The 14531-nt window shown below is 57.3% G+C and carries 15 protein-coding genes; 7 read left to right on the top strand and 8 right to left on the bottom strand.

All coding sequences use genetic code 11. The annotated features are described in order from the left end of the window. Positions 1-4: 4 nt before the first annotated feature. A complete protein-coding gene (gene glpK, locus ACYQ0G_RS13480) occupies positions 5-1468 on the bottom strand; it encodes a glycerol kinase GlpK (RefSeq protein WP_460103540.1) in 1464 nt (487 codons plus the stop codon). A gap of 118 nt (positions 1469-1586) precedes the next feature. Between glpK and ACYQ0G_RS13485 the strand changes: the two genes are divergently transcribed. Both ACYQ0G_RS13485 and nadA read left to right on the top strand, forming a co-directional pair. Further along, positions 1587-2462, top strand: coding sequence for an MBL fold metallo-hydrolase (locus ACYQ0G_RS13485; RefSeq protein WP_460103542.1), 876 nt, complete (start codon positions 1587-1589; stop codon positions 2460-2462). Positions 2463-2598: 136 nt separating this feature from the next. Beyond that, complete coding sequence (gene nadA / locus ACYQ0G_RS13490; protein WP_460103545.1) at positions 2599-3585, top strand: quinolinate synthase NadA; 987 nt, start codon at positions 2599-2601, stop codon at positions 3583-3585. Here nadA and ACYQ0G_RS13495 read toward each other — a convergent pair. Further along, on the bottom strand, positions 3582-4400 hold the full coding sequence (locus ACYQ0G_RS13495; RefSeq protein ID WP_460103767.1) for a Brp/Blh family beta-carotene 15,15'-dioxygenase: 819 nt from the start codon (positions 4398-4400) through the stop codon (positions 3582-3584). The two genes, nadA and ACYQ0G_RS13495, sit on opposite strands and share 4 nt — an antisense overlap. A 3-nt stretch (positions 4401-4403) precedes the next feature. Continuing rightward, on the bottom strand, positions 4404-5270 hold the full coding sequence (locus tag ACYQ0G_RS13500; protein WP_460103548.1) for a bacteriorhodopsin: 867 nt from the start codon (positions 5268-5270) through the stop codon (positions 4404-4406). A gap of 121 nt (positions 5271-5391) precedes the next feature. On the opposite strand from ACYQ0G_RS13500, the gene ACYQ0G_RS13505 reads away from it, so the two are divergent. Together ACYQ0G_RS13505 and ACYQ0G_RS13510 are read left to right on the top strand one after the other, a co-directional pair. Continuing rightward, the gene (locus tag ACYQ0G_RS13505; protein WP_460103551.1) at positions 5392-6696 is read left to right on the top strand and encodes a DUF2254 family protein; all 1305 of its coding nucleotides are present in this window, start codon (positions 5392-5394) and stop codon (positions 6694-6696) included. Then, positions 6693-8018 carry a DUF2254 domain-containing protein gene (locus ACYQ0G_RS13510; RefSeq protein WP_460103554.1) on the top strand — a complete coding sequence of 442 codons (1326 nt, stop codon included), beginning with the start codon at positions 6693-6695 and terminating at the stop codon, positions 8016-8018. The genes ACYQ0G_RS13505 and ACYQ0G_RS13510 overlap by 4 nt, the downstream gene beginning before the upstream one ends. Here ACYQ0G_RS13510 and ACYQ0G_RS13515 read toward each other — a convergent pair. Continuing rightward, positions 7999-8919, bottom strand: a complete 921-nt coding sequence (locus ACYQ0G_RS13515) for a DMT family transporter (RefSeq protein ID WP_460103557.1) — start codon at positions 8917-8919, stop codon at positions 7999-8001. The two genes, ACYQ0G_RS13510 and ACYQ0G_RS13515, sit on opposite strands and share 20 nt — an antisense overlap. 55 nt (positions 8920-8974) lie before the next feature. Between ACYQ0G_RS13515 and ACYQ0G_RS13520 the strand changes: the two genes are divergently transcribed. Continuing rightward, a complete protein-coding gene (locus tag ACYQ0G_RS13520) occupies positions 8975-10084 on the top strand; it encodes an alkene reductase (protein ID WP_460103560.1) in 1110 nt (369 codons plus the stop codon). Between the two features lie 94 nt (positions 10085-10178). On the opposite strand, the gene ACYQ0G_RS13525 is transcribed toward ACYQ0G_RS13520, so the two are convergent. Further along, positions 10179-10496 (bottom strand): hypothetical protein, encoded by a 318-nt coding sequence (locus tag ACYQ0G_RS13525; protein WP_460103563.1) that lies wholly within the window; start codon positions 10494-10496, stop codon positions 10179-10181. After that, positions 10493-11164 (bottom strand): lipoyl(octanoyl) transferase LipB, encoded by a 672-nt coding sequence (lipB, locus tag ACYQ0G_RS13530; RefSeq protein ID WP_460103565.1) that lies wholly within the window; start codon positions 11162-11164, stop codon positions 10493-10495. Before lipB ends, ACYQ0G_RS13525 begins: the two co-directional genes overlap by 4 nt. A 59-nt stretch (positions 11165-11223) precedes the next feature. On the opposite strand from lipB, the gene ACYQ0G_RS13535 reads away from it, so the two are divergent. Continuing rightward, positions 11224-12057: a glycerophosphoryl diester phosphodiesterase membrane domain-containing protein gene (locus tag ACYQ0G_RS13535; protein WP_460103568.1), complete on the top strand. Its 834-nt coding sequence runs from the start codon at positions 11224-11226 to the stop codon at positions 12055-12057. Here ACYQ0G_RS13535 and ACYQ0G_RS13540 read toward each other — a convergent pair. After that, positions 12054-12662 (bottom strand): class I SAM-dependent methyltransferase, encoded by a 609-nt coding sequence (locus ACYQ0G_RS13540; RefSeq protein WP_460103769.1) that lies wholly within the window; start codon positions 12660-12662, stop codon positions 12054-12056. The two genes, ACYQ0G_RS13535 and ACYQ0G_RS13540, sit on opposite strands and share 4 nt — an antisense overlap. 121 nt (positions 12663-12783) lie before the next feature. Here ACYQ0G_RS13540 and ACYQ0G_RS13545 point away from each other — a divergent pair, with 121 nt between their 5' ends. Beyond that, entirely contained in the window at positions 12784-14139 is a 1356-nt protein-coding gene (locus ACYQ0G_RS13545; RefSeq protein ID WP_460103571.1) for an MFS transporter, read from the top strand. On the opposite strand, the gene arsC is transcribed toward ACYQ0G_RS13545, so the two are convergent. Further along, a complete protein-coding gene (gene arsC, locus ACYQ0G_RS13550) occupies positions 14136-14480 on the bottom strand; it encodes an arsenate reductase (glutaredoxin) (RefSeq protein WP_460103573.1) in 345 nt (114 codons plus the stop codon). The genes ACYQ0G_RS13545 and arsC overlap by 4 nt on opposite strands. Positions 14481-14531 lie beyond the last annotated feature (51 nt).

Genomic DNA, 14531 nt, shown 5'->3' on the forward strand with positions numbered 1-14531 from the left:
TGAGCTAAGCTACTGACAGAGCTTTGTGATAGCGAGCCAGACGTGCTTCTCGTGCTTCTGGCGAGATGTCGGGGACAAATTTCTGGGTCACACCACGCATCCTGGCGGCTGCCTCTTTAAGTGATCCGTTGATTCCGGCCCCGACGCTGGCGCAAATTGCCGCGCCTAGAGCGGTCGTTTCTACAAATTGGGGCCGTTCAACTTCCAAGCCGATTATGTCGGCCAAGTCCTGCGCCATCCAATCATTGGAACTCATTCCGCCGTCCACGCGCAAGCTCGTCCACGCTGCGCCATCGGCAGCGAAGGCGGAAGCGAGATCGCTCGTCTGATGTGCCATAGCTTCGAGCGCTGCGCGAGCAATCTGCGCCCTGCCGCTCGCAAAACTGAGGCCGGATATGACACCCCGGGCATCCGGCCTCCAATGCGGAGCTCCCAGCCCCGCAAGTGCAGGGACGATAACGACCTCGCCGCTATCCTGAATCGAGCGGGCTAGATCCTCGGTTTCGGAAGCGCTTGCAATGAGACCCAATTGATCGCGAAGATATTGAATAAGGCTGCCAGCTACGAAGCATGACCCTTCAAGCGCATAGGTGCGCACGCCGCCGGTCTGGTAAAGGACAGTTCCCAGCAGGCGGTGGTCCGAATGCGGAATCTCCTGGCCCTTGTTGGTCAGGACGAAGGCGCCGGTGCCATATGTTGCCTTTGTCTCTCCAAAGGACAGGCATCCTTGTCCGATGGTGGCCGATTGCTGATCTCCTACCAACCCGCAAATCGGAATCGCCTTGCCCAGCCAGTCCGCGGAGCAGCTGGCGAGTTCACCATGCGTATCGACGACCTCGGGCAACGCCTTTCGAGGAATGCCGAACAGATCGCAGAGCCCTTCGTCGAATTGTTTTCCGTCTAGCGCCATCAGCAATGTTCGGCTGGCATTGCTTGCGTCCGATATGTGGAGCCCCTTGGACAGCTTGTAGACCAGCCAGCTCTCCACTGTGCCGAAATTCAGGGAGCGTTGTCGGGCGGCCGTTCGGACGGCTTCTTCATTCTCCAGCATCCAACGCATCTTCGTTCCGGAAAAATAGGGATCGAGCAGCAAGCCCGTGCTCTCGTGAACCCGCGCCTCATGCCCGGCATCACTCAGCGTCTTACAGAATTCGGCTGTACGTCTATCCTGCCACACGATGGCACGAGCTAACGGCTCACCGGACTTGCGATCCCAGGCAACAACTGTCTCTCGCTGATTGGTTATGCCGATCGCTGCGATATTGTTGGCATCGCCGCCCACAACCTCGCGCATACAATGAAACGTTTTTTGCCATATTTCGTCAGCGTCATGTTCGACCCAGCCGGGCCGAGGATAATGCTGCGTCAAATCCTCTTGGCAGACACGTTCCACACGTCCTTCGCAATCGAAGACCATGGCCCGTGTCGAAGTCGTCCCTGCATCGAGGACCAGAATTTTCGCTCCCATCCCTCTCTTCTGCCGCTCGTCAAAAGCGAAGTCGAGAGGGCGAAGTCCAAAAAGCCTTCAGAAGTCCATGGGTAACGGTGCGTTGCATACCCTCGCCCCAACCGGCTAGAAGCAGGAAATGGCAGGTCTTCCCCCCAAACCATGGCCGACCGGCGATGCGATTCAGCTGGAACCGCTCGTACGCCGAGTGCTTGCACCCAACCCCTCGCCCTACACCTATACCGGTACGCAAAGTTACGTTGTGGGTATCGGCGGAGGCTGCGCGGTGATCGATCCCGGCCCGGACGAACGCGAGCATCTGCTGGCTCTCGATGAAGCAATCGGGGAGGAGCACGTCGTCGCGATCATGTGCACGCATACACACCGCGATCATTCTCCCGCAGCGAAGACCTTGTCGCGAAGAACCGGCGCTCCGGTCGTTGGCTGTGCGCCCCTGGTGCTCAACGACAGCGGACCGCGGGCGGATGCTAGCTTCGACCGCACTTACGAACCCGACCGCGTGCTTGAGGATGGGGAAGCGATGACCGGTCCTGGCTGGACCTTGCGAGCCGTGGCAACCCCGGGTCACGTGTCCAATCACTTATGTTTCGCGCTTGAGGAAAGCGGCGCGCTATTCACTGGCGATCATGTCATGGGCTGGTCGACGAGTGTTGTCGTACCACCCGATGGCGATATGGCCCAATATATGGCGAGCCTGGAGAAACTATACGCCCGCGAACAGGATCGAATTTATTACCCGGCGCATGGCGAGGCGATCGAAAAGCCCCGTCAACTGGTGCGCGGTATGATCGGCCATCGGCGCCAGCGGGAAAATCAGATCATGCGCCACCTCCGGGAAGGGCCTCATGCCGCTGCAGATTTCATTCCGAAAATGTACAAGGGTCTGGACGAGAAGCTTCACGGCGCAGCGAAGATGTCGGTTACCGCCCATCTTATCGATCTCGAAAATCGCGGTCTCGTCACACAGGACCAAGATCTCTGGGTCGCGATCTAGGTTGGCCCTCCGAAAACTGCTGAGAGCTTCCCTGGCGACGATCAAATATGAATACCGGACCTGGTAGGAACCCCCTCGCCTCGCTGCCCGTTCGCTCTATAAGCGCTCCCAAAGCAATTCAGATGAGATACTACACATGACCGCCGAAACCACATTGCCGACAGGCCAGGATTTGCTCAGCGAAATCGATCGCCTGCGCAAAGAAAAGAATGCGATCATTCTCGCGCATTACTACCAAAGTTCCCAGATTCAGGATCTTGCCGATTTCGTCGGCGATAGCCTCGAGCTTTCCCGTAAGGCTGCCGAAACAGATGCGGATGTGATCGCATTCTGCGGCGTGAAGTTCATGGCTGACACAGCGAAGATCCTTAGTCCTGAAAAGATTGTGGTTCTACCGGATATGGATGCAGGTTGCAGCTTGGAAGACAGCTGCCCGCCCGACAAATTCAAGGCCTTCCGCGAAAAGCACCCCGATCACATCGCGCTGACGTACATCAACTGCTCGACCGAGGTGAAGGCGCTCAGCGACGTCATCGTCACCTCTTCCAGCGCGGAAACCATTATCAGCCAAATTCCCGAAGACCAGAAGATCATCTTCGGTCCCGACCGGCACCTTGGTGGCTACATGAGCCGCAAGTTCGGGCGCGAGATGCTGCTCTGGCCGGGTGTGTGCATCGTGCACGAAGCCTTCAGCGAGACCGAGCTTCTGAAACTGAAGCAAGAGCACCCCGGCGCCCCGATCGCCGCGCATCCCGAATGTCCGCCGACCATCGTCGACCACGCCGATTACGTGGGTTCGACAAGCGGCATCCTGCAATTCGCCCAGACCTTCGAAGGCGACACGCTGATTGTGGCGACCGAGCCGCACATTATTCATCAGATGGAAAAGGCGCTGCCAGAAAAGAACTTCATCGGTGCGCCTGGTGCAGACGGCAACTGCAGTTGCAACATCTGTCCCTACATGGCGTTGAATACGCTGGAGAAGCTCTACAAATGCCTCGATACGCTAGAGCCGCGTATCGAAATTGAAGAAGGCTTGCGCTTGCAGGCCAAACAGAGCCTGGACCGGATGCTGGAAATGGCGAGCGGAACGATCGGCAAGGGTGATCTCGGGCGCGTTTAACGCTCGAGACGTTCCGTCAGCATGTGCGGAGTTGCCATTCCAAAAGCGAGCGCCACGGCTAGCTGGGTTGCAAGTAAGCCCTGAGCAACAGCGACTGCGAGAGCAAACGCGCCGAGGGTAGCGATCGCGGTGGGCAGAGCCACCGCTCGCACGACCCGCCTCCAGCCATAGGCAGCAATCTGCCGTTCCTGCACTGGAAGCGCATGGGCGATAAGGAAGATCAGCCCCACGGCAAGGACAGGCTGCAGGAAAGCGGTCGACAGGCCAGCCACGATGGCATGTCCGAAACCGCGCAGCCCCTTGATGAACGCATAGAGAGCGAAGCCACCGCCTACGATGCCGCCAATCGCAAGAAAGCGCAGGAAATTACGAGGCAATTCCTCCCCAGCTACGAAACCGAGTACGGTTGCCGTCTCGCTGTAGCGGAGCAGCGCGCTGCCTCCGACTGCCAGTCCGGCAATGGCGATACGTGTAACTTTGTCAAAGCGGCAGTCGCTGCGTGAAAAATGCCAGGCCGACAAAGCCAAGAATAATGCGAGGCCGCCGAGAGGTTCGATCAAAAAGAGCCCTGCTACTGCCGCGCCGATCAGCACGTATGCAATTGCGTGGATCAGGGTGAATGATGCGAGCGTGTCTTCCTGCTCGTCGCCAGCTCCGTGCGAGAGACCGAGAACGAAAAAGATCAGGCCGATGTAGACTGGCAGTGCGCCCCCTGTAATCTGGGCGATTACAGCGAGGGTTACGGCGAACCACGATAAAAGGGCCCCGGCATTATGCCAGGGCCCCGATCGTTTGAAGGCGACTGCCGGCTTCAGCCGTCAATCTCCCCTGCGGGATGCGACTGCCGAACCGAGCGGCGATGTCTCCAGTGCCTCGGCTGCGGGAACATAACCCTCAAGCGCCGAACGACGAAGGACGTAGCGGCTCAGGATCAGGCCGTAGATCAGCTTCGACGAGATGTCGGCGATGGAGAACAGCAGTTGGCGGATGACCACCACATCGCCATCGAAACCGATTTGCGGCAGGGCATAGGCAATCGGGTAGATTCCCCATGTGGCGAGAAAATACCACCAGATGTTCTTCGGCCATGCCTTGAGTTCGGGAGGGCTGTTCGCCACGCCCAGAGAGATTACCCCGCGCACTTCGATGATCAGCCATACGAAGAAGACCGTCGAAATCACGCCCCAGATGTTGAGCCTGGACCAGTCACCCGTTTCACCGAACTGACCGTAGAGACCTGTCCAGATCATCAACACGGCCGGCACGATCATGCGGATCGCCCGCTTGTGAAGATCGGGACGAGCAATGCCGAATGCGATGGCAAGCTGCGTGAGCAGGATGGGAACTGTGATCGTCCAGTTTCCGTACCGGAAGGCGTTGGTGAAACTCTGGTTCTCGGCAAGCGGGCGATAAACGCTGCCGACCAGTTCATAACTCGTCTGCCAGAGGTTAAATTCACGAAGCAGGCTAAGCCCAGCCGATGCCATCACGACAGCAGAGAGGATAGGGACGATGCGATACCGCGGCGCAAGCTGCAACGACATCATAAGAAAGAAGAGAATAAACGCGAAATGCGCGCCGTAGCTAACCATCAGGATCAAGGATCCGCTGGTGAATTGTCCGGTCGTCAGGGTAACGAGATTCTCGATACTACCAAACTGACCCACAGCTTGTTCAGCAATCATGCGATTGTCCTTCGAAAAAGGGGACTAGCCCCAATTGAAGCGACACTGCCCAGTCCTGGCCCCCATAAGCTGTGCGCGTAGCAACCAAATCGCGTTTAAGCGGTTGTGTTCCTGAATAGAAATGGACGGGGCACGTTTTTTGACTGGACCAAAACCTATAAACGACCTGTTAGGCTGGTTCGTCCATCGTCTTACTGCCAATTACTGGTCCCTGGCTTTATGCGCTGTGCTTGCGGCACCCTTGGTCTTCGCTGCCAGTTTGCATGCGGACCGAAATGGCTTGACCGCTTGGATTTTGGAGCATGATCTTGCTCCTGTCGCCACCGCGGAGACAGCACGTGATGCTGCGGCATTGATTGCCGGGATCGACGCAGCATTTCTCACCCTTTATTTTTCCATCTCGCTGATCGTGCTGACGATTGCTGCTGGCAATCTCGGCGTGCGCCTGATCGATCGCTGGCTGGCGAAACGATTGGTCCGCATTTCCATAGCCGGCCTGTGTTTCACGCTCATTCACGCGACGCTGACGATGAATGCGATGGATGCTGATGCGGGTCTTATCGATACGCCTTTGGCCACATTCGCCTCCACAGTTCTGCTGCTTATGATCAACACGGTAATGCTTGCTGTGGCCACTCACGATCTTGGCCGCACCATGTTCATCGACAGAGCGATTGATGCTGTTGCATCCGACGGGCGAAAGAGTGTCGTGCTGCTCCAGCAAGTACCTCAGACTCAAACAGACTGGGCTGACACGGTCAAAGCTCCGCGTAACGGCTATATCGAAGGGGTGGAGCTCAAGCGGCTCAGCAAGGCGCTTGCCAGCGGTAGTGAATCACGGCTTGAGGTAGCCCCGGGCCAGCATGTGTTGAAGGGGCAGACGCTCTTATCTTGCCAGAGCCAATGTGAGAATCCGAAGGCGGTTCTGAGAGCTATTCCAATCGGCAAGTTCCGCAGCAACACGCAAGGGGCGGTTTTCCAGATACGCCTCTTGGTTGAGATCGCTGCACGGGCCTTGTCGCCCGCCGTCAACGATTTCTACACTGCACTGGCGGCGGTCGATGCGCTGACGGAAGTCGCATCCGGGCATTGCCGCAACTGGGTGGACGAAGGCAACGTTCCCGTCAGCCTGGATTACCCGTCCATCGCCCTGCCCGGCCAGGACTTTCGCGGTCTGTTCGAAGATCCGCTGGCCGCCCTGAGACAGGCAGCTGCCGATTACCCTTCAGTTTCGATCCGGATAATCGGGAACGTCCAGCGACTTGTGCGCTTGCATTGCTCTCATGCGCCCGGTCTGGTGGTCTTTCTTGTCGAATACGCTAGCGAACTGCATCAGCAAGCACGCGCTCGCTGCGAAATCGATATGGACAGGGATACCCTGGATCGAAGGCTGGCGGAACTGAAGAAAGAGGCAGGGACTGGATGACCGCTTATCTCAAGAAAATCTGGCTTGATGTTAATGCCAGTTACTGGTTCCTTCCTGCTCTGTTTTCCATCGCCGCTCTCCTTCTCGCGACCCTCACCTTGTGGATGGATCGGAATGGCTACGCGGCTTCTGTGACTGACGTCAGCTGGCTGGAACCCGCCCGGCCGGATGGCGCCAGCAACATGCTTTCGGTGATAGCCAGCGCCATGATCGGCGTTGCGTCTACCGTGTTCTCTATCACCATCGCCGCCGTAGCCTACGCCAGCGGCAACTATGGGCCACGCCTCCTGACGAATTTCATGGAAGACCGAGGCAACCAGTTCAGCCTTGCGACGTTCATCGGCACCTTTGTCTATTCGATCCTGATCCTCCGCACGGTCCGCGCGGAACACGAAGCCCCAGCAGACCTTCAGGATGCAATGGCTGCAGGGTCTCTCCCGGGCTTCGTGCCACAGTTGTCGATGCTCGTGGCATTCGCACTGATGCTGCTGAGCGTGGCTGTACTCGTGTACTTTCTCAACCACATCCCCGCGTCAATTCGCATCAACACGGTTCTGAAGGGTATCGGGGCCCGGCTTCTCGAAGAGATCGAAGAGCGGTTTCCGGATGGCAACGATGGGGAGAATACGGGCGGAGCCCCGAACGGCGTACCCATCGTTTCGCATGGTACTGGATACGTCCAAGCCATCGGGTTCGCAAAACTCGAGAAGCTCGCCGCGAAGGAGAACGGGAAGCTCAAACTGGCGGTGCGAACAGGTGACTTCGTGCATCCCGACGTAACGATTGCGTATTGGGCGGACATGGATATCGTCAAAGACTGTCCCGATGACGAAGTGCGCGCGGCATTCACGCTGGGCAGTATGCGAACGCCCAGCCAGGACATGCAGTTTCTGATCGACGAACTGGTAGAAATCGGGTTGCGGGCGCTTTCTCCCGGCATCAATGACCCCTTCACGGCGGTAACCGCAGTGCATTGGCTCGGCGCCGCTACCGCAGAGCTAGCGCGGAGGAAACTGACCCGGTCTTTTGCCGAAGCTGGTGAGGATCCTCATCTCATCCTGCTCGAAGACGATTTTTCCCATTTCGTACGGCGCGGCTTCGGCGCAATGCGCGGCAGTGTTGCCACGAACCGCATCGCGGCCCTCGTAACATTCGACGCGCTCGTCGATGCGGCCTCCACCCTCAATGACGAGAGCCGGCGGGCTGAGTTGAAATTGCAAGGCGACCTGTTGAGAGAACAGGCGCGTGAACATCTGGTTGGCCCGGAACTTCACGAAGTCGAAGCTCGATATCAGCAATTCGTCACTCGGATGGAGCGCTAGGGGCCCTTTGCCGCGGAGTGCTCTTGGCGAGAAGCAGAGCTGCAGCAACCAACGCCATTCCAAGAATATCCAGCGGGACCAGCATTTCGCGGAAAACCAGCCAGCCCACGCTGGCGGCTACTGCGGGCTGCGTCAGCAAAGCCATACCAATAATCAAGGGCGAGAAATTCTTCAGCGAGTACACCAGCAGGCCCTGGCCTACAATTTGGCTACTAAGAGCCAGCAGAAGCACCGGAGTCCAGCCCGCGTCACCTGGCCATACGGGTTCTCCCGCAGAAATTGCCAATGCAAGTAGAAGGGGGGACGCTGCGATACAGATCAGCAGCAACACACTCCATTGCCCTAAAGCAACCCGGGCGCGTTGCGCGGGGAGAAGGTAAAAAGCGTAGCAAACCCCGGCAAAGAGACAGAACAGATCGCCAACGAAGTTAACGGGCGAAATCTCAAGACTCCGGCCCAACAAAATTGTTGCTCCAATGAGCGCTGCCAGAACACCGCCGGCTTCCCGCCATGAGGGTGCTCGGCGCAGCGCAACCAGCCCCCAAACCATCAGGATTACGCTGCCCGAATTCCCAAAAAGCACCGCATTACCGAGACGAGTGCGCTCGATACCGATGTGCCAGCTTGCCAGATCAGCGGCGAAAAACACGCCTGCAATAATAACGAGTATAGCAAGCTTGCGATCGGCAGGTTCGGGAGTCCGACCACGCCATGCAAGAAAAGCTATCACCGGAATTGGCAGAAACAGCCGCCAGAACGCGGCAGAAATCGGGCCTGTATCGGAAAGCCGCACGAGCCACGGCCCTAGCGCCAATGCGACATTGCCGGCAATCAATGCCGTGAAGTGCCATGCACTGGCCTGAAAGCCATTGTTGTCCGTGGGGCTGCTTGTTTCACTCATCTACGCCCCCTAGCTCCCCTTCCATACAAGGCCAGCCAAAAAGGACTAAGCCGCTATGCATGATAAATTGTTCGAACCCCTCACCCTAGGCGCTGTTGAAACCCGCAACCGTATCTTCATGGCCCCCCTAACTCGCGCCCGCTCCACCCAGCCAGGTTCGATCCCAAATGAAATGATGGCCACCTATTATCGCCAGCGTGCAAGTGCTGGTCTCATCATTTCGGAAGCAACAGGCATTAGCGTCGAAGGCCTCGGATGGCCCGCCGCGCCAGGTATCTGGAGTGAAGAGCAAATCGAAGGCTGGAAACTGGTTACGGATGCGGTGCACGAAGAGGGTGGGAAGATTGTTCTCCAGATGTGGCATATGGGCCGTCTGGTACATCCCGACTTCCTGAGCGGCGATGCACCCGTATCGGCAAGCGCAACAAAGGCTCCCGGACACGCTCACACTTTCGATGGTCGTAAGGATTACGAGCAAGCGCGCGAACTGTCGAAGGAGGAGATCGCTCGCGTGGTCGAAGACTATCGTAAGGCGGCGGAGAATGCGAAAGAAGCCGGCTTCGATGGTGTGCAATTGCACGGCGCGAATGGCTATCTGGTCGACCAGTTTCTGCGGGATAGTACTAACCTGCGTGAGGACGAGTATGGCGGCAGCGTCGAAAATCGCACCCGGTTCCTGCGAGAGGTATTGACCGCTCTTATCGATGTCTGGGGTGCGGACCGGGTAGGTGTCCGGCTTTCGCCGAATGGAGAAACACAAGGCTGCGATGACTCCGATCCTGCCACAACCTTTGGAGCTGCCGCAAAAGTCGTCGAAGAACTAGGTCTAGCCTTCCTGGAACTTCGCGAGCCTGGACCGGAGGGGACGTTCGGCTCCACCGAGGTTCCCAAGCAGAGCCCGTTGATACGTTCGATTTATTCTGGACCTCTGGTGCTCAATAGCGATTATTCGCCGGAGCAAGCTGTTGCAGACATCGAGGCGGGGCGTTGCGATGCGGTAAGCTGGGGACGAGATTTCATCTCCAACCCTGACCTTCCCGACCGTTTTCGAGAGGGAAGCCAGACCGCGCCGAATGTGAATGTGCCGCAGAGCTGGTACATGCCCGGACCTGAAGGCTATATCGATTACCCCACGCTTGCAGAAGCAGACAAGACATCGGTTTGAGCCACCGGCAACAGGATCAGCGAGCGCAGACGCGGTACATCCAACGTGCGCTCGCTGTTATCTAATGATTTGCAACGATTAGGCGTTTGCAGAACTAATTGAGATCGGGATCGGAAGCAGAGCCATCCGAGGTTTCTACTTCCGCAGCGACTACTTCGGCTGCATCACCGGGCGATGTAGCTACCTGTGCGTCGCTGGTTGCAGCAGAATCATCGCTCTGATCTTCTGCTTGTTCGAGGGGCGGAGATTTAGACTGCAACGTATCGAGCGGAAGCATGTCATCGCTGATGGTCCCACCAAGGACCTCTCCTCGCGCGGTTGCGTCGTCATCCTGCTCGGCCACGGGGGCCGAACTGTCACCGCACGCTGCAAGCGCAAGGCAGGAAATAATAATTAGGGAAGCACGTATCACGGCAGCGAGCAGGCCTTTCCTTCTAGCGCAGAGAGAAAATCGCTCGCGCGGTTCTTGAGCGCCTTATCGAAATCTTCCGCGCCAATGTCGAGACCTAGCTTTCCAAGGCTGGTCACACCGAATTCATCGATCCCGCAAGGAACTATTCCGGAAAAATGGCTAAGGTCAGGCGAAATGTTCACGGAAAAACCGTGCATGGTAACCCAGCGTCGTACCCGGACACCGATAGCGCCGATCTTGGCTTCGCGACCGTCAATATCGCGAGTCCAGATCCCTATTCTTCCATCCGCACGCCAACAATCGACACCCAGATCACCAAGGGTCGCGATTACCCAACCTTCGACAGAGTGCACAAAGCAGCGGACATCACGACCACGCTTTTTCAGATCCAGCATTAGATAACCGATCCGCTGGCCAGGGCCGTGATATGTATAGCGTCCACCACGTCCGGCCTCGACCACTTCGAAACGCGGGTCGAGCAATTCCGCGCCATCAGCGCTGGTACCTGCGGTATAAACCGGGGGGTGCTCCAGCAGCCAGATCATCTCGCGCTCGTCACCGGAGGCAATTGCTTCATTGCGTGAAACCATCGTTTCGAGCGCAGAGCGATAGGGCAGCTGTCCCTTTTCTTCATGCCATTCGATATTTTCGGGGAGTTGGAGAGACATCGGCGATTGCGTGGCGATTGTCTTCACGCTTATCAAGAGGCAACCAAACGGGAGGCACTATGAAATTCGATCTGGATACGGCGTGGAAGGACACTACGCGCTTGCTGCGCGGCAGTCTGGGCCTGCTTGCCGTGATTGCAGGCGTTTTCTACTTTTTGCCCTATTTTGCCGCCGTCCTCTGGATTCCAGGATTGGCCGAATTGTCCTCCGGTCAAATCGATACGTCATCGGCGGCTATGGAGGCCAGAATGAACGAGCTTCTTTCTGGTTACTGGTGGGCGCTCTTACTCCTGTTCATACTCCAAAGCGTCGGCCTGCTTGCCATGCTGGCGTTATTACGCAGGCGGGCAAGACCCACTGTCGCAGAAGCGCTGAAGATCGGTGCCAGATCTGTCTGGACCTATTTGGCAGCCTCGATCCTGGCCGGCTTTGCCATCAGCTTACTGATAATCCTGCTAATTAGCGTACCGGTCGCAATCGGCCTGAGCGCTCTTGCCGTCATCGGCGGTATTCTCGCATTTGTTGGCGTGATTTATCTGTTCACGAAACTGTCCATAGTTTCGCCAGTCATCGCCATAGACGGAGAATTGAGTCCAATCCGCTCGCTCCGGCGAGCCTGGAGACTGACCAAGGGCAACTCCCTTAGAATTTTCTTCTTCTATTTCCTGCTTTTCATCGCATATCTTGTGATTTCGACGATCATCTCGATGCTAATCTCGCTCATCTTTGCTCTGGGCGGTGCGGAGGCTCAGCTTTTCGGAGAGGCATTCAACGGAGCGTTTATGAATACGTTGGCGGCCTTACTTTTCGCTTGCGTTCTTGCATCCGTCCATGCCCAGCTAACCCGCCTCCACGAGCGACATACAGACGAGAGTAACAGAACGACCAGCTAACTAGCCGGCTTCTTCCATCCCCAGAAGAGTTGGCAGGGCAGAACATTGAGCGGCTCAAACCCACTGTCGATCCGTTCGAAATGTGGGGTCATGAAGTCTCGTGCTTTGGACGAAAACTGATAAACAAGGAACGCCCCGCCGGACCGGATAACGCGATAGGTTGCAGCCGCAATCGCCGGCCCGACGCCTTTCGGCAGAGTAGAGAAAGGCAGGCCTGAAAGCACATAGTCCGCGTGCTCGTGACCATGAGCCCGCACAATGTCTTCAACGTCCGCTGCCGAGCCGAGTACAGCCGAAAAGCGGCTATCTCGGAAATGCTTTTTGAGGTAATCTATATAGAGCGGATTGGTGTCGATCACGATTAGCTGCCCATCCCGTGGAAGCCGGTCAAGAACGGGTTGGCAAAACGTGCCTACCCCGGGACCATATTCGACGAATACCTTGCACTCATCCCATTTTACGGGAGCCAGCATCTTGTTGATGGTGAAACGTGACGAAGGAATGATCGAGCCGACCATCTTGGGATGTTCAAGGAAACCCTTGAAGAAAACACCCCATTGACCGAACAGGCGCGCAGCTTTCTGTTTGACGCTACGGCGTTCGATCGCGCCGGTACCTTGTTGTCCGCTCAAGTAAAATCCCTTTGGTATTCCCAGTTCAAGCGCGCGGTTTGGCAGCGCCGCGAAAGCATTGCAAGCGCCGCTACGCCGGCCTACCGACTTCTTTATGGCCGACGCCAATCCCAGAACTGTCGCTTCGCCTGAGCCCGCAATCCGTCCACCGAGCATCTCGCGTGAACGAATGGCGTTGCTCTTCGCCGTGATGTTGACCACAGCTGCAGGCAATACAGCGATGCAGTCGGTCATGCCCTCGATCGGGACTGCGCTGCGCATAGACGATGTCTGGATCAGTCTTGCCTACAGCTGGTCTGCTCTCTTGTGGGTCATCTGCGCGCCCCTGTGGGCGCAGCGTTCTGACAGGCGCGGCCGCAAGGCGATGATGGCGCTCGGTCTGATCGGGTTCGTATCGTCAATGATTCTTTGTGGCTTTTCACTATGGTTGGGGCTGAAAGGATTTCTTGGTGGCACAGCGGCGCTGATTGCTTTTGCCATCGCCCGCAGCCTCTATGGCGGTTTCGGAAGTGCGGCACCTCCCGCCGTGCAAGCCTACGTGGCGAGCCGCACTCCCCGCGCCGAACGAACCCAAGCGCTGTCATTGATAGCTTCCAGTTTCGGCCTTGGTACCGTAATCGGTCCTGCGCTGGCACCGCTCATGGTTCTACCCTTCCTCGGTCTCACCGGTCCATTCATCATCTTCGCGGTGATAGGCTTGGCGACCCTGTTTGCCTTGCGGCTCCGTCTTCCCAATGACGAACCTCAATTTCCTGCTCGCGGCCATAGCTACGACGCACCGTATGCCGGCGGGTCGACCTCTGAATTTCTCGAGGAGGATGAAGAGGACGGCGAAGACTTAACTGAGCCCCACAAACTACGCTGGTTCGAACCGCGTCTTCGTCCATGGGTCACTGTCGGTTTGCTTGGGGGGCATGCGCAGGCCATGGTGCTGGGCATCATCGGGTTTCTGGTGCTCGATCGCCTAGGTTTACGCGAGACCCCTGCACAAGGAACCGGACCGGTTGGTTTGGTGCTGATGAGCGGGGCTATTGCCACACTTCTTTCCCAATGGGCCCTGATACCGCGGCTCGACATGGGCCCGAGGACGGCCACACTTTCTGGTATTGCTGTCGCGGCCGCTGGCGTTGTCTATCTATCGGTGGCTAACAACCTGCATTCGATTGCTCTCGCCTATGCGATCGCTTCGCTTGGCTTCGGACTATTTCGGCCTGGCTTCACCGCCGGCACCTCCCTCGCCGTAACCCGCAACGAACAGGGCCAAGCTTCAGGTATTACCGCGTCGGTTGCCGGCGCCAGTTTCATTTACGCGCCGGCACTTGGGGTGTGGCTATACGGCCATTCCGACTGGCTGGGGTTCGGTCTGACGGCTGCGCTTTGCCTGATGGTCTTCGCTTACGGCTGGCGCGCCTTGCAACGCGACAAGACGCTGACCGGTTCGAAAAGTTAGAGAATTTCCAGCACCGTGTCCTGCGGCCGGCAGAGACGAACACCTTTCTCCGTTTCCACAATTGGCCGCTCGATAAGGATCGGGTCAACCGTCATGGCTTCCAGCACCTTCGCGGCATCAGCATCTTTCAAGCCGCGCTCCTCGGCGTCCGTCCCGCGCAAGCGAAGCCCTTCCTTGGGAGTAATCCCCGCATCTCTGTAGAGTTGCTCAAGCTTTTGGGCCGTAGGCGGCTGCTTCAGATATTCGATAACCTCAACTTCAACCTTCGAAAGGTTCTCAAGGATAGCGAGGGTCTTCCGTGAGGTTCCGCATTTGGGGTTGTGCCAGATTGTCGCCTTCACTTGCATTTCTCCTTTTGAGGCCACACTAATTTACTGCTTCGCCCTATAATC

The organism is Qipengyuania triglochinis, assembly GCF_054655615.1.

What these genes read in the sequence shown, in the direction of transcription:
- ACYQ0G_RS13500 (WP_460103548.1), bottom strand. Translation starts at nt 5,270, where the DNA reads ATGATTGCTGAACAAGCTGTGGGTCAGTTTGGTAGTATCGAGAATCTC.
- ACYQ0G_RS13510 (WP_460103554.1), top strand. Translation starts at nt 6,693, where the DNA reads ATGACCGCTTATCTCAAGAAAATCTGGCTTGATGTTAATGCCAGTTAC.
- nadA (WP_460103545.1), top strand. Translation starts at nt 2,599, where the DNA reads ATGACCGCCGAAACCACATTGCCGACAGGCCAGGATTTGCTCAGCGAA.
- glpK (WP_460103540.1), bottom strand. Translation starts at nt 1,468, where the DNA reads ATGGGAGCGAAAATTCTGGTCCTCGATGCAGGGACGACTTCGACACGG.
- ACYQ0G_RS13485 (WP_460103542.1), top strand. Translation starts at nt 1,587, where the DNA reads ATGGCAGGTCTTCCCCCCAAACCATGGCCGACCGGCGATGCGATTCAG.
- ACYQ0G_RS13520 (WP_460103560.1), top strand. Translation starts at nt 8,975, where the DNA reads ATGCATGATAAATTGTTCGAACCCCTCACCCTAGGCGCTGTTGAAACC.
- ACYQ0G_RS13505 (WP_460103551.1), top strand. Translation starts at nt 5,392, where the DNA reads ATGGACGGGGCACGTTTTTTGACTGGACCAAAACCTATAAACGACCTG.
- lipB (WP_460103565.1), bottom strand. Translation starts at nt 11,164, where the DNA reads ATGTCTCTCCAACTCCCCGAAAATATCGAATGGCATGAAGAAAAGGGA.
- ACYQ0G_RS13515 (WP_460103557.1), bottom strand. Translation starts at nt 8,919, where the DNA reads ATGAGTGAAACAAGCAGCCCCACGGACAACAATGGCTTTCAGGCCAGT.
- ACYQ0G_RS13545 (WP_460103571.1), top strand. Translation starts at nt 12,784, where the DNA reads ATGGCCGACGCCAATCCCAGAACTGTCGCTTCGCCTGAGCCCGCAATC.
- ACYQ0G_RS13535 (WP_460103568.1), top strand. Translation starts at nt 11,224, where the DNA reads ATGAAATTCGATCTGGATACGGCGTGGAAGGACACTACGCGCTTGCTG.